Raw genomic sequence first — 14,493 nt, forward strand, 5'->3', positions numbered from 1 at the left:
CCTACTCCTTGGCGACGCGTTTCATGTCCGCATCCATCATCATGCGGATCAAGGTATCCAGATCGGTTTTTGGCTTCCAGCCCAGCACACGCTGGGCCTTGGCCGGGTTGCCGAGCAGTACGTCGACTTCGGCCGGGCGGAAGAATGCCGGGTCGATCTTCACGTAGTCGCGGTAGTTCAGGCCGATGTGATCGAAGGCGATGCGGCACATTTCGCGCACGGTGGTGGTCACGCCGGTGGCGACCACGTAGTCGTCGGGTTTGTCCTGTTGCAGCATCAGCCACATGGCTTCGACGTAGTCGCCGGCAAAACCCCAGTCGCGCTTGGTGTCGATGTTGCCCAAGCGCAGTTCATCCTGTTTGCCTTGCTTGATGCGGGCGGCGGCGTCGGTGACCTTGCGGGTCACGAACTCGATGCCGCGCAGCGGTGATTCGTGGTTGAACAGGATCCCGCTGTTGGCGTGCAGGTTGAAGCTTTCGCGGTAATTCACGGTGATCCAGTGACCGTAGAGCTTGGCCACGCCATAAGGGCTGCGCGGGTAGAACGGGGTGTTCTCGTCCTGCTGCTCGGCCTGGATCAGGCCAAACATTTCGCTGGTGGACGCCTGATAGAAACGCGTGTGCGGGCTGAACTGGCGGATCGCTTCGAGCAGGTGAGTCACCCCCAAGCCGTCAACGATGCCGGTGGTCACCGGTTGATCCCAGGAGGCGGCGACAAAGCTTTGCGCCGCCAGGTTGTAGACCTCGTCCGGCGCCGACTTGATCACCGCGCGCTGCACCGAGCAGGCGTCGGCCATGTCGCCGTCCAGGTACACGATGTCACCCTCGACACCCATCTCGCGCAGGCGCCAGCGTGAATCGCTGCTGCGCCGGGCCACCAGGCCGTGGACCTTGTAACCCTTGTCGAGCAACAGTTTGGCCAGATAGGCGCCATCCTGGCCGGTGATCCCTGTGATCAGTGCACTTTTTGTCATTCTTCTTTCACTCGCTTCTCCCAGTCGGACAGGATCGCCCGCAGGGATTGTTGTGTTGTGATTTCAGGCGTCCACCCGGTGGCCTGGGCAAGCTTGGCATGGCTGCCGCACACCCGGCGCTGATCGGCGCGGCGAAGGCGTGCGGGGTCCTGAATCAATTGCATGTCGACCTGGGCAATGTCCCCCAGTTGTTCGATCAGGTTGCGGATGCTTTGCTCGCGCCCCGAGCAAATGTTGTAGACCTGCCCCGGCGTGCCTTTTTCCAGCAGCGCCAGGTAAGCCGAGATCACATCGCCGACATCGAGGAAGTCGCGGGTGACGTCGATGTCGCCGACTTCCAGTCGGGGCGCCTGCAGGCCTTGTTTGATCCGGTTGATTTGCCGTGCGGCGCTGGCGATGACGAAGCTGTCTTTCTGCCCGGTGCCGATGTGGTTGAACGGCCGCGCCACCAACACCGGCCAGCCCTCGCTCAAGCCCCATTGCAGGCTGAGGAATTCCGCCGACAGTTTGCTCACGGCATACGGGTTGCGCGGGCAGGGTGGCTGGAGTTCGGTAATTGGTAACTGGGCTTCGCTGACCTGGCCATAGACGTCGCCGGAGCTGACGTACAGGAAGGTGCCCTTGAAACCGCGCGCCTTGAGGGCTTGCAGCAGGTTCAGGGTGCCGAGCAGGTTGATGTTCAACGTGCGGGCCGGATCACGGAACGCTTCGGGAACGAAGGTCTGGCCGGCCAGGTGAATGACCGCGTCGGGCAACTCGGGCCACAGGCCTTCGAGGCTGTCCGGGTGGCCGAGGTCATACCGGGAAGGGACAGGCAGTAGCTCCCATTCCAAGGCATCAGACTTCAGACGTGATTGGATGTGTTGTCCTACGAATCCACTCAGACCCGTAACGAACAGACGCTTTTTCAAACAGCGACCCCTTGGTCATGCATTTCGTCCGTTCCCCACAGGCTTTACGGAGATGTCTGACGGACCGGTAAGATTTCTTGGCCGAAAGACAGGCGAAATGTTTTGTTGTAGTTGTTTGGTAGCCAATCTGTGCCAATTGCTCGGCAATTTCAACAGGTCCAACCGTGACTGGTCAGTTCTCGTTAGCGTAGCCCGATTTTTCTCGCTGGGCGGTTCACGAATCCTCGACGGATGTGTTTAGAATGCCCCTCGTCACGATTATCCAGTGTTCGCCCGGGACGCTCCCTGACCCCGCGAAGCTGACCATTAAAACAAGAACGTAGACGGGCAAGAAGACGATGGACGACGACCGGCAAACGCCGACTCGATCCGTGGCTTTGCCGTCATAGAGTGGGGCTGCCGGGACGGCGGTTTCATCGTGGGATGCCATGAATTTCATTCTTTACTCGGACGTCAACGACAGCTCCATCAGCCAGAGCCTCGGTCGTCCCGAATACAGTTACTACTTCGTGCTCAAGGCCTATCGCCCGGTGCTCGAAAGCCTTGGGCGGGTACATGTGGTGGCGTCGGCCGCCGAAGTCGACCCGCTGTATCGGCAACTGCAACAGACTGGGCAGGAATGCCTGTTCCTCTCGTTCTCCCCACCGCATAAAACCCCGATCGACCTGCAATGCCCGATGGTGTGCGTGATTGCCTGGGAGTATGACTCGATCCCGTCCGAGCATTGGGATGACGATCCGCGACACGACTGGAGCCAGACCCTGGCGCGTCATGGCCGGGTGATTACTTTGTCCAGCCACACCGCCCAGGCCATCCGCCGTACCCTGGGCGAAGACTTCCCGGTGCTGGTATTGCCTACGCCGTTGTGGGAACGCTTCGCCGACGTACGTGAGCAGTATCCGAGTACACCGGTCAATTCGGGCACAGTCTTGCAGATCAAGGGTTGCATCATCGACAGCCGTCCGATGGGCCTGTCAGCCGATGGCTTGATCGCGCCGATCTTCAACGAGCAGGAACTGGAAGCCCGCGGCTTGAGTGTTGAAGAACCGGAACCCGAGCCCGAGCCGGAACCCGTGGCGCCACCGCCGCTGACCCTGCGCCGCCGTGCCTTCATCACCAAGCATTACCTGCGTGAAGGCTACCGGGCGGTGACGACTGAGTCCGAGCATTCGCCGCTGTTTTTGCTCAAGCACAACCTGTTGCTGTGGTATCGCGAAGCCGTTCGTGACCTGGTGCCGGTCGCGGTCCGCAAACAGCTTTTCCGCTTGCGTACGCCAGCGCCAGAGTCATTGCCAGAACCGCAACCAGTGCCCGAGCCACTGCCGCTGGCGACCACCGTCAGCGAAGCAATGGAGCAGGCCGAGCACCCGCAAGCCTTGCTGCCCGACACCAGCGAACGGGTCGAGATCGAGGTCAGCGGCGTGGTGTATGTGAGCGTGTTCAACCCTGAAGACGGGCGCAAGAACTGGCATCACCTGATCACCGCGTTCTGCTGGGCCCTACGTGATGCCGAAGACGCCACGCTGGTGCTGAAGATCACCCAGAACGACTTGTCGACCTACTACGTGCACTTGATCACCTTGCTGTCGCAACTCTCGCCATTCGCCTGTCGAGTGGTGGTCATGCATGGTTATCTGGAGGACGAAGAATTCGCCAGGCTCTACGGCGCGGCGAGTTTCTACGTCAACGCGTCCCGCTGCGAAGGCTTGTGCCTGCCGTTGATGGAGTTCATGTCCTGCGCCCGGCCGGTGATTGCACCGAACCACACGGCGATGGGCGACTACATCGATGAGCGGGTCGGGTTTATCGTCAAGTCCAGCCATGAGCCGACAATCTGGCCGGAAGATGCGCGCATCCTCTATCGGACCCTGCGCCATCGACCGGACTGGGGCTCATTGAAAGCGGCTTATGAGGACAGCTACGCGATGGCTAAAAATCGTCCACAGGACTACCAGGCCATGGCCACTGCCGCGAATGAACGCATGCGCGATTACTGCGGTTTTGCCCCGGTGCAGCAGCGCTTGTCTCAATTTTTCGGGCTGACGCCGAGCATTGAAGCCACGCCACGGACAGCCGAGGCGGGGACTGCATCATGCTGATCATCATTCATTCGGAAACCAACAAGAGCAACATCCAGCAGAACCTGGGACGGCCGGAGTACAGCTATTACTTCGTGCTCAAGGAATTCCGCCCGGTGCTGGAGCGACTGGGGCAAGTCATCGAAGTCAGCAACCCCGACGAACTGGTGGATCGCCTGTATTTCGATTGCCTGAGCCGTGGCGAAGACTGCATTTTCCTGTCGTTCTCGCCGCCCCATCGCACGCCGATTCATTACGCCTGCCCGACCCTCCCGCTATTCGCCTGGGAATTCAGCACCATCCCCACCGAGAGCTGGCAGGGCGAACCCCGCCACGACTGGCGCCTGGTGTTGGAGGCGTGCGGCATGGCGATTACCCATTCGACGTACACCGTAAATGCGGTGCGCGATGTGATGGGCCCTGACTATCCGATCTGCGCCATTCCCGCGCCGGTGTGGGACCGCTTTGCCGCACGGGGCGAGCAACTGACCAAGCGTGCGGTGGTGGAGCCGGTGCAACTGAACCTGCGCGGCTTGTTGATCGACAGCCGCACCACGGATCTGCGCCCTTACGGCCCGCCCGCGTTGCGCGAAGGCACACCGCTCTCGTTCGACGGTCCGCCCCGGGACTGTCAGTTGCAGCTGGAAGGCGTGGTCTACACCTCGGTCTTCAACCCTTACGACGGGCGCAAGAACTGGCAGGACATGCTCAGCGCATTCTGCACCACGTTCCGCGACTCGCCCGATGCAACGCTGGTGCTGAAACTCACCCACCATGACATCGCCAACGCGCTGAACGACATGCTGCACCACCTCTACAAGAACCAGTCGTACCAGTGCCGGATCGTACTGATCCACGGTTATCTGGCCGATGTGGATTACGAAAGGCTGGTCGAGGCCACCAGTTACGTGGTGAACAGCTCGTTCGGCGAAGGGCAATGCCTGCCGCTGATGGAGTTCATGTCCTGCGGCAAACCGGCGATCGCGCCGCTGAACACGGCAATGGCCGACTACGTCGACAGCGACAACGCGTTCATCGTCGATTCCACCGATGAGCTGACGGCGTGGCCCCACGATCCTCGCGCGGCGTACCGCACGCTGCGCTACGTGACCGATTGGGATTCGTTGTGCACGGCCTATCGCGTCAGTTATGACGTGGCGAAAACCGATACCGAGCGTTATGCCCGGATGTCGGCCCACGCGGTGCGCAGCCTGGAACGGTTTTGCAGCCAGGCCAGCACCGAAAAGCGTTTGCGGACGTTTTTCGAACAGCGGCTGGAGCGTGCCAAGGCGCTGTCGGCGGAAGCCTCGCGCGCATGATCCGGCGCTTGCTCGCACGACTCTGGCCGGCGCCGCTGCCGGCACCTGTCCCGATCGCCAGTGTGTCGCCACGGGACGTCGGCTTGCATGACGCGATCATCGACGGCTGGTTTTTGAACGACACCGGCGAACTGCTCAAGGGCTTTGCCATCACGGCGGACGACACTTTGCTGGACGTCGGTTGTGGTGAAGGCGTGGCGACCTTGTTTGCGGTGCGCCAGGGCGCATCGGTGATCTTCACCGATAGCGAACACGACAAGGTCCGCGACCTGGCCCGGCAAGTAGACGCGCAGTCGGATAAACAAAACCTTGGGCTGGTGAGCAACAGCCTGCCGCTGCCCCTGGCCGACGGGTGTGCGAGCAAAGTGGTGTGCATGGAAGTGCTCGAACACATCGATCAGCCCGAGCCGTTCATGGCCGAACTGGTGCGCATGGGCCGCCCCGGCGCGTTGTATCTGTTGAGCGTGCCAGCCCCGGTGGGTGAACATTTGCAAAAGGGCATTGCGCCGGCCAGCTATTTTCAGTCACCCAATCACGTACAGATTTTTACCCCCGAACGTTTTGCCTCGATGGTGGAAGACGCCGGGCTGGTGATTGAGCATCGCCAGGCCACCGGGTTCTTCTGGGTCATGGGCATGATCTTTTTCTGGGCCAGCGAACGGGCGGCCGGACGCGATTTGAGTGGCGCGGTGCGCGACCGGATCCAGGCGCCGTACCCGCCGTTGATGGAGAGCTGGGCGAAAACCTGGCAGGACTTGTTGGCGCAACCCAATGGGTTGGCGATCAAGCAGATGCTCGATCAGTTCATGCCCAAGAGCCAGGTGATCATCGCCCGCAAACCGCTGAATGCCGATGACGCGACGGGGAGATGGGCATGAGCAGCAAACGCATCATGGACATCGAGTTGCTGCGCGGCATTGCGGTGCTCGGCGTGTTGTTCCATCACCTGCAAGGCAGCCTGTTCACCGACATCGTGCCGTCGCTGGAACGCATCCATGCCTGGGCGCAGCCGTGGTGGGGCGTGGATCTGTTTTTCGCGATCTCGGGTTTCGTCATTGCCCGCAGCCTGATCCCGGCCTTGCAGGGTTGCAGCACTCGCCAGGAATACTGGCAGCAGACCCGCAACTTCTGGCTGCGCCGGGCCTTTCGATTGCTGCCGTCGGCGTGGCTGTGGCTGGCGTTGATGCTGCTGGCTTGTCTGTTTATTAACCAATCCGGGGCGTTCGGCACGCTGCACGCGAACCTGCAGGCGACATTGGCCGGGGTCGCGCAATTTGCCAATTTCCGTTTCGCTGATAGCTTCTATCGCTACGAATACGGCACCAGTTTCGTCTACTGGAGCCTGTCGCTTGAGGAGCAGTTCTACCTGCTGTTCCCGCTGCTGATTCTGATCTGCCGCAAGCATCTGGTCTGGGCCTTGCTGGCGCTGGTCGCGGTGCAGTTGTTCACCTTGCGCACGCCGATCCTGATGGTGGTGCGCACCGATGCACTGGCCCTCGGCATCCTGCTGGCGATGTGGAGTGCGCGGCCGGGTTATGTGCGCTGGGAGCCGACCTTCCTGCGGCGGCCGTGGGCTGGAGTGTCGGTGTTGTTGGTCGTAGCGCTGGCGCTGAGTGTGATGGCCACCGATCGTTTCACGTTTACCCACTACCGGATCGGCGCGATTGCCGTGCTCAGTGCGGTGCTGGTCTGGGTCGCGTCCTACAACCGTGATTACCTGATGCCCGCGGGTCTGCTGAAGAACCTGATGGTGTGGATTGGCAGTCGCTCCTATGGGATTTACCTGATCCACATCCCGGCCTATCTGCTGGTGCGTGAAATGATTTTCCGTTTACAGGCGGCCGGTTTGCCGAGCCCGGCCGGTCATCCGATCCTGACGATCCTCATCGCGGCCGGGTTGATCGCCCTGTTGAGCGAGCTCAATTACCGCTTCGTTGAAATGCCCATGCGCAATCGCGGCGCCTCGCTGGTGCAACGTCTGAGCACGTCCCGAACCTCCGTCCCGTCCTCTGGAGCCACCTCATGCTGAGCCTTTTGAAGAAACTTACGGCGGGCACGCCTGCTCCTGCTCCCGCGCCACTCGAAGCGCCGGTTGTCGAGAGGGTTGATCCGTACATGCTCGGCCTGCGCGATGCGGTGCTCAGTGGCTGGTTCAACCAGCAAACCGACGAGTTGTTCACCGGATTCCGGGTCACCGCCGAGGACACCTTGCTCGACGTCGGCTGCGGCGATGGCGGCAATGTGCATTTCTGCGGCATGCGCGGGGCGAAGATCATCATTGCCGACATCGATGCTGCAAAAGTCGAAGCAACCCGTCAGCGCCTGGGCGATACCCCGGCCCGGGACGTCGAATGCCACGTGACCGACTGCAATCCGCTGCCGATTGCCGATGGGACCGCCACCCGCGTGGTGTCCACCGAGGTGATCGAGCACGTCGACGATCCCGCGCAGTTCCTCGCCGAACTGGTGCGGGTCGGCAAGCCGGGGGCGTTGTATTTGCTCAGCGTCCCGCACCCCAGCTCTGAAGAGCTGCAAAAAGACATCGCCGCACCGGAGTACTTCCAGAAGCCCAACCACATTCGTATCATCAGCGAAGAGCAGTTCAAGGCGATGGTCAGCGAGGCCGGCCTGGAAGTGCTGAGCCACAGCCAGTACGGGTTCTACTGGTCGATGTGGATGCTGTTGTTCTGGGAAGCCAAGGTCGATTTCAGCAACGCCGACCATCCGCTGCTCAATCATTGGGCGGATACCTGGCAGGCGATCCTGGAGTCGCCACGGGGCGCGCAGATCAAACAATCGCTGGATGCGGTGGTGGCGAAAAGTCAGGTGATCATCGCCCGCAAGCCCTAGCGGATTTAACTGTGGGAGCGGGCTTGCTCGCGAAGAGGGAGAATCAGTCACCGTAAATGTTGCCTGACACACCGCATTCGCGAGCAAGCCCGCTCCCACAGGGTTTTGTGTACGCTGTAGGCCTGTGTTTGTAGGGTCAGGGATGTCATGTCGTTCTTTTTTCGTCTGTGGGCACTGTTTGCCGCGTTGACTCTGCTCAGCGGCTGCAACCAACCCGACGCACCACCACTCGACCAACAACTCTACGTCTGGCAACGCCAATGGACCCCGGCCCACGAAGCCGCGCTGCGGGACAGCCGCGCCGATTTCTCGACTTTGCGCGTGCTGGCGTTGCAGGCGTTTCCCCAGGACGGCTGGCGCCGGGCGCGGGTTGATTCGGCGCTGCTCAAGCACGACGGGCGGCCGCTGATTGCGGTGATTCGTCTGGATGGCCAGCTCAAGACGCTGGATCAGGACGAGGTCATTGCGCAGATCCAGCAACTGCTCGGCGATTGGCAAACCCAAGGCCTGACCCTGGCCGGGGTGGAAATCGATCACGATGCCGGCAACGCTCGACTATCGGCTTATCGGACGTTTCTCACGCAACTGCGCGCCGCGTTGCCGGCGTCTTTGCCCTTAAGCATCACCGCATTGCCGGCCTGGCTCGACAGTCCGGAACTGCCGGGGTTGTTGACGACCGTCGATAGCAGCGTGTTGCAGGTGCACGCGGTCAGCGATCCGCGCCGTGGTTTGTTTGACGCGGACCAGGCTAAGCAGTGGGCCAAGGCCTGGAGCCGGATCACAACCAAACCCTTCTATCTGGCGCTACCGGCTTATGGCGTGGCGTTGTTGCCAGAGACGGGCGGTGCGCCGGTGGTTGAAAGCGAAGTGAGCATCGAGCGCGGCGGCAAGCGCCGGGAATTACTCGCCGATCCACAGCAATTGAGCACGCTCGGCATCGAGTTGCGCAAAAATCCGCCTGCCCATCTGGCCGGGCTGATCTGGTTCCGCCTGCCGTTGGCCGGCGACCGCCGCGCCTGGAGCCTGACGACGTTGGGTGCCGTGGCTCGCGGTGATGCGTTAAGCAGTCACCCGAGTTTGCAACTCTCCGAACAAAACGGCCTCTATGACATCGCCATCACCAACCCGGGCAATCTCGACAGCGCCTGGCCCGAACGCCTGACGCTGGCGGTGCAAGGTTGTGACGGCGCCGATGCCCTGGCCGGTTATGCGTTGCAACAAAGCCCGGATCTGCTTACCTTCACCCGCCTGCGCGACGGTCGAATGCCGGCCGGCGGACAGCGCGCCATCGGTTGGGCTCGTTGCACACACATTGATCAAGGAGGTTCGAATGTTCACCCGTAACTGGCCCCGCCATCTGCTCTGCCTGAGCCTCAGTTTGCCACTGGGTTCGGCGCTGGCCTGCGGGCCGGATTTCCCGATGCGTTTGCTCGATGACCGGGCGCAGTCACTCTCGGAGCTGCCGGAAAGCAATTTCCGCTTCGAGGTCAATCGCCTCGGGCACGCCATCGCCGGGTTGAAGAATGCCACGGCGGCGACCAATACCCCGGGCAGCGGCTACGGCGATGAGCCGTCCTACACCGACCAACGGGACAAAGCTGAACAGGCGGGTTTGAACGCGGAGCAGCAAGCACTGGTCAAGCAACTGCGCACATTGACCGATGCTCATCAGGTGGAGATCCAGGGCGCGAGCCTGCCGGTTGATCTGCGGCTGTACCTGGCGGGCGCCGTGGCGTTCAACGCCGGGGATCATCAGCTCGCCGCTGAATACTTCCAGAAAGTCCTGGCGCTGCCGGCCAGTCAACGACCGTTGCGCAGCACCTGGGCGGCGTATTCATTGGGTCGGGCGCTGTATGAAATGAGCGCGGAGGCGGGCGCCGGGCCGGATCTGTTGGCTCAGTCGCAGAAAGCCTTCGAGCAGACCCGTCAACTGAGTATCGACGGCTTCAGCGACCCGTTGGAACTGGGTGTCGCCAGCCTCGGTGAAGAAGCTCGGGTGGTTCGTACGGCGGGCGACTGGAATCGTGCGATCGAACTCTACGCCACGCAAACTCTCCACGGTTCGCCGGTGGGTTATTCCTCGCTCAAGCAGTTGATGGCCGAACTCACGGCGCTGCCCGACGATCAATTGGCCGCGCTGCTTGAGGGCAAAACGGTGCAGCAATTGGTCACGGCTTCTTTGTTCAGCCGCGTCGGCTGGTCGTTTGGTGAACAACCGCCGGGCGAGAAAAAACTTATCGCGCTGCTGCAAAACAGCACCCGCGGCAGTCTGGATAACGCCGATCGGCTAGCGGCGATGAATTATCAACAGGGCGACTACGCCAGCGCCAAAGCCTTTGTCGAACACGCGGGCGACGGCGGTCTGGCCTGGTGGATACGCGCCAAACTGGCGCTGCGCGAGGGCGATAAAATCGCTGCCGCGGCGGCTTATGCGAAAGCGGCCCAGGCGTTCCCGCAGAATGAATCCTGGGGCGAGCGGCCCACGCCTGACTGGGATTTTGACGGCGTAATTGTTCAGCCCAAGTGCCGGGTCGAGGGTGAAAGCGCGATTCTCGCTCTGGAGCGGGGTGATTACCTGCAAGCCTTCGATCAGCTCTATCGCAGCCAAGGCGTGTACTGGCTCGACGCGGCCACGGTCGCCGAGCGGGTGCTGACCGTGGATGAGCTCAAGCATTACGTCGACACCCAAGTCCCGGCGGTACCGCCGCTGACTCAACAGGATCGCGACAACTATGTACCGTTGCCGGTGGCGGCGAAGCTGCGTGATTTGCTTGGGCGGCGGTTGTTGCGCGAAGAGCGTTTCGACGAGGCGACGGGCTATTTCGACAACGCCGATCTGCAAGCGAAGGCGAAGTTTTACGGGCAGATGCGTCAGGAGGCCGAATCCAAATGGTGGCCGACCAGCCGGGCGTTTGCCTATTACCGGGCTGCGAACACGGCCCGTCACGATGGCATGGAGCTGTTGGGCTACGAAATGTCCCCGGATTACGCGACCTTCGGCGGCAATTACAGCCTGGAAATTCCCGAACTCAAGGGCGGCCCGTTGATCGCCGAGGGCGAGGTGCAGCGCCAGCAGGCCACGCTGGCGAAACCGGATGAGCGTTTCCATTACCGTTATGTCGCGACGGCCCTGGCCAGCAAAGCCGCCGATCATCTGCCCCACAGCAGTCAGGCGTTTGCGGCGGTCCTGTGCAAGGCTTCCAACTGGGGCACCAGCCTGGAGGAGCAAAGCGCGTTTTATCAACGGTATGTCGAGCAGGGCCCGTACGTGGTCTGGGCCGGTGATTTCGGACATCAATGCCAGGAGCCGGACTTCCAGAACACCGACAAACGCTACGTGACCCAGTTCATGGACAGCCTGCGTTCGACATTGCGACCGTACAAACGGGCGCTGCAAATTGCTGGCGTGTTGCTGGTGGTGGCGGCGGCCCTGTTGCTGATCAATCGCCGTCGCCGTCGTCAAACGCCGTAAGGCTCACGCCTGTTGAACAAAGGTCAGCCTCAGGGCGAAACCGATCAACAGGCTGCCGAACAGCCATTGCTGTACGCGCTGGGCTGACGGACTGCGTTGCAGCCAGCGGCCGAGCGCGGCGCCGACCAGTGCGTAGGCACTGTCGAACAGCAAACCCACACCGACCAGTACCACGCCAAGGATGGCGAACTGTGCGAGCACCGGCCCGGCCTGAGGATTGATGAACTGCGGCAACAATACCGAGCAGAACAACAACGCCTTGGGGTTAAGCAGGTTGGTCAGCAAACCGCGCTGGATCGACTCGCGCCAGCGCGGTTTTTCGAGTGTGGCGCCGGTGCCATTCAGGTTCGGCAGCATGGTCGTGCGCAGGCACTGAATGCCGACCCACAACAGGTAAGCGGCCCCGGCCAGGCGCACCACATCGAAGGTCCAGGGTGCAGCCTTGAACAACGCCGCCAGCCCCAACGCCGCCAAGGCCACATGACAACCCCGGGCGATGCCCAGGCCTATCGCCGTGGCCAGCGCCGCGCCTTTGCCCTGGCGGGCGCCGGTTTGCAGCAGCAGGATCATGTCCGGACCGGGCAGCAGATACACCACCGCCAGCGCCATGAAAAACAGCCAGAGTCCTGCCATGTTGCACCCCGTTCGTTGTCGATTTGGTAGGGGCAGTCTAGGCTCGGAGGGCAGGGCAGGTGCTTGCGTAGTTCACTTCTAAAACCTTCTAGATTGGCATAACCTGCCACGTTACGACGTGTACACCATCAGGATCTGCCAAACATGAAACTGGACGCCTACGACCGCAAGATTCTCGCCGCCCTGCAACGGGACGGTCGCCTGAGCAATGTGCAATTGGCCGATGAGATCGGTCTGTCGGCGTCGCCATGTTTGCGTCGGGTGCGGATGCTCGAAGAGGCGGGGGTGATTCGCGGCTATCAGGCCAACCTCGATCGGGACGAAGTGGGGTTGGGGCTGACGGTGTTTGTCGGGGTCAAGGTTGAACGCCATAACGATGAACAGGCCGAGGCATTTCGCCTGGCGGTAACGGCGTTGCCCGAGGTGATTTCGGCGTTCCTGGTGTCCGGGGAATCGGATTTCCTGCTGCAAGTGGTGGTGCCGGATTTGCGCGCCTATGACCGGTTTCTCACCGGGCGATTGCTGAAGTTGCCGGGGGTGAGTGATATCCGCAGCAACTTTGCGATTCACACGGTGAAAACGCCGGGGGCGTTGCCTTTGGAGCATTTGCCGCTTTAGACCGAGTCGCCTGCTTCGCGAGCAAGCCCGCTCCCACATTGGATCTGTGGCATACACAAAACCCATGTGGGAGCGGGCTTGCTCGCGAAAGCGGCCGAACTGGCGACATAAATCCATGAGACCTCCAGCTACATCTGCGTCGCCATCCCCTCCACATTCATCGCCGCCTGGCGCAATGCCTCGGAGCGGGTCGGGTGCGGATGGCAGGTCAGGGCGATATCCTCGGCCGACGCGCTGAACTCCATGGCCACGCAATACTCCCCAATCATTTCACTGACACTCGGGCCGACCAGATGCACGCCGAGGATTTCATCGGTGCGCTCATCGGCCAGCACTTTGGCGAAGCCTTCGGTCTCGTGGTTGATCTTCGCCCGGCTGTTGGCGGTGAACGGGAACTTGCCGACCTTATACGCACGGCCCTCGGCCTTGAGCTGTTCTTCGGTCTTGCCGACGCTGGCCAGCTCCGGTTTGGTGTAGATCACGTTGGGAATTAGGTCGTAATTGACCTCGCCGGCCTTGCCGACGATCTGCTCGACGCAGGCCATGGCTTCATCTTCGGCCTTGTGCGCAAGCATCGGCCCGGAGGTGACGTCGCCGATCACCCAGACGCCTGCCGCTTCGGTACGGTGCCCCTTATTGGCGAGCATGCCGCGTTTGTGGGTGGCGAGGCCGACATTTTCCAGTCCCAGCCCTTGGGTGTAAGGCCGACGCCCGATGGCCACCAGTACGTAATCAGCTTCGAGCAATTCGGCGGTGCCACCGGCGGCGGGTTCGACGCTGAGCTGCACGCCGTTGGCCGAGGTGGTGGCGCTGGTGACTTTCGAACTCAACTTGAAGCTGATGCCTTGCTTGGTCAATGAACGCTGCAGGGTTTTGCCGGCCTCTCCGTCGACACCGGGGCAGATCCGGTCGAGAAATTCGACCACCGTCACCTGCGCCCCCAGACGCCGCCAGACTGAGCCCAGCTCCAGGCCAATCACCCCGGCGCCGATCACCACCAGATGTTTCGGCACTTCGGCCAGTGACAGCGCGCCGGTGGAGTCGAGGATGCGTTGGTTATCGATGTCCACGCCGGGCAGGGGAGTGGGCTCGGAGCCGGTGGCGATGATGATGTCCTTGGCGCTCAGCTCGGTCTTGCCGCCCGCGCTGTCAGTCACGGTGACCTTGCCCGGCCCGTCGATATGGCCCCAACCCTTGATCCAATCCACCTTGTTCTTGCGAAACAGAAACTCGATGCCTTTGGTCAATCCGCTAACGCTTTCATCCTTCTGCTTCATCATCTGCGCAAGGTTAAGCGTTGGTTTGACCTCGATCCCCAGGTTGGCGAATTCCGCGCCCATGGCCGCGTCGTAGAGTTCGGAAGCGTGCAGCAACGCCTTGGACGGCATGCAGCCGACGTTCAGGCAGGTGCCGCCGAGGGTGGCGCGGCCTTCGACGCAAGCGGCTTTGAGGCCCAGTTGGCCGGCGCGGATCGCTGCGTTGTAACCGCCCGGGCCTCCGCCCAGAATCACGACGTCATAAGTGCTCATGGATGTACTCCTGGATTGAAAGGGACCGGATCGATAAACGTAGCCGTTGGTAAAAATTACGAACGTAATATGTGCGTTCCCGGGCATTTCGGTCAAGGCTTCAGCTAAGC

12 protein-coding genes are annotated in these 14,493 nt (G+C 61.6%); 8 read left to right on the forward strand and 4 right to left on the reverse strand.

The features are described 5' to 3' along the window. Window position 1 precedes the first annotated feature (1 nt). Both gmd and ACIQY3_RS25845 read right to left on the reverse strand, forming a co-directional pair. Window positions 2-973: a GDP-mannose 4,6-dehydratase gene (gmd, locus tag ACIQY3_RS25840; protein WP_403025436.1), complete on the reverse strand. Its 972-nt coding sequence runs from the start codon at window positions 971-973 to the stop codon at window positions 2-4. Next, window positions 970-1,884: a GDP-mannose 4,6-dehydratase gene (locus ACIQY3_RS25845; RefSeq protein ID WP_403025439.1), complete on the reverse strand. Its 915-nt coding sequence runs from the start codon at window positions 1,882-1,884 to the stop codon at window positions 970-972. Before ACIQY3_RS25845 ends, gmd begins: the two co-directional genes overlap by 4 nt. Before the next feature lie 428 nt (window positions 1,885-2,312). Between ACIQY3_RS25845 and ACIQY3_RS25850 the strand changes: the two genes are divergently transcribed. The 7 genes from ACIQY3_RS25850 (at window position 2,313) to ACIQY3_RS25880 (ending at window position 11,603) form a co-directional block, all read left to right on the forward strand. Continuing rightward, a complete protein-coding gene (locus ACIQY3_RS25850) occupies window positions 2,313-3,983 on the forward strand; it encodes a glycosyltransferase (RefSeq protein WP_403025442.1) in 1,671 nt (556 codons plus the stop codon). Continuing rightward, window positions 3,977-5,281 (forward strand): glycosyltransferase, encoded by a 1,305-nt coding sequence (locus tag ACIQY3_RS25855; protein WP_403025445.1) that lies wholly within the window; start codon window positions 3,977-3,979, stop codon window positions 5,279-5,281. The genes ACIQY3_RS25850 and ACIQY3_RS25855 overlap by 7 nt, the downstream gene beginning before the upstream one ends. Then, on the forward strand, window positions 5,278-6,159 hold the full coding sequence (locus ACIQY3_RS25860) for a class I SAM-dependent methyltransferase (protein ID WP_403025448.1): 882 nt from the start codon (window positions 5,278-5,280) through the stop codon (window positions 6,157-6,159). Before ACIQY3_RS25855 ends, ACIQY3_RS25860 begins: the two co-directional genes overlap by 4 nt. Beyond that, window positions 6,156-7,310, forward strand: a complete 1,155-nt coding sequence (locus ACIQY3_RS25865; RefSeq protein WP_403025451.1) for an acyltransferase family protein — start codon at window positions 6,156-6,158, stop codon at window positions 7,308-7,310. Before ACIQY3_RS25860 ends, ACIQY3_RS25865 begins: the two co-directional genes overlap by 4 nt. Then, the gene (locus tag ACIQY3_RS25870; RefSeq protein ID WP_403025454.1) at window positions 7,304-8,131 is read left to right on the forward strand and encodes a class I SAM-dependent methyltransferase; all 828 of its coding nucleotides are present in this window, start codon (window positions 7,304-7,306) and stop codon (window positions 8,129-8,131) included. Before ACIQY3_RS25865 ends, ACIQY3_RS25870 begins: the two co-directional genes overlap by 7 nt. 147 nt (window positions 8,132-8,278) lie before the next feature. Beyond that, window positions 8,279-9,475: a DUF3142 domain-containing protein gene (locus ACIQY3_RS25875; protein WP_403025457.1), complete on the forward strand. Its 1,197-nt coding sequence runs from the start codon at window positions 8,279-8,281 to the stop codon at window positions 9,473-9,475. Further along, window positions 9,462-11,603, forward strand: coding sequence for a hypothetical protein (locus ACIQY3_RS25880; protein ID WP_403025460.1), 2,142 nt, complete (start codon window positions 9,462-9,464; stop codon window positions 11,601-11,603). The genes ACIQY3_RS25875 and ACIQY3_RS25880 overlap by 14 nt, the downstream gene beginning before the upstream one ends. A gap of 3 nt (window positions 11,604-11,606) precedes the next feature. Here the strand turns inward: ACIQY3_RS25880 and ACIQY3_RS25885 are convergent, their stop codons facing one another. Beyond that, on the reverse strand, window positions 11,607-12,236 hold the full coding sequence (locus ACIQY3_RS25885; RefSeq protein ID WP_403025462.1) for a LysE family translocator: 630 nt from the start codon (window positions 12,234-12,236) through the stop codon (window positions 11,607-11,609). 144 nt (window positions 12,237-12,380) lie between these two features. Between ACIQY3_RS25885 and ACIQY3_RS25890 the strand changes: the two genes are divergently transcribed. After that, window positions 12,381-12,854 carry an Lrp/AsnC family transcriptional regulator gene (locus ACIQY3_RS25890; RefSeq protein WP_038980472.1) on the forward strand — a complete coding sequence of 158 codons (474 nt, stop codon included), beginning with the start codon at window positions 12,381-12,383 and terminating at the stop codon, window positions 12,852-12,854. 128 nt (window positions 12,855-12,982) lie between these two features. On the opposite strand, the gene lpdA is transcribed toward ACIQY3_RS25890, so the two are convergent. Further along, window positions 12,983-14,383: a dihydrolipoyl dehydrogenase gene (lpdA, locus tag ACIQY3_RS25895; protein ID WP_403025466.1), complete on the reverse strand. Its 1,401-nt coding sequence runs from the start codon at window positions 14,381-14,383 to the stop codon at window positions 12,983-12,985. Window positions 14,384-14,493 lie beyond the last annotated feature (110 nt).

Source organism: Pseudomonas sp. NPDC096950, assembly GCF_044762525.1.
Taxonomy (GTDB): Bacteria; Pseudomonadota; Gammaproteobacteria; order Pseudomonadales; family Pseudomonadaceae; genus Aquipseudomonas.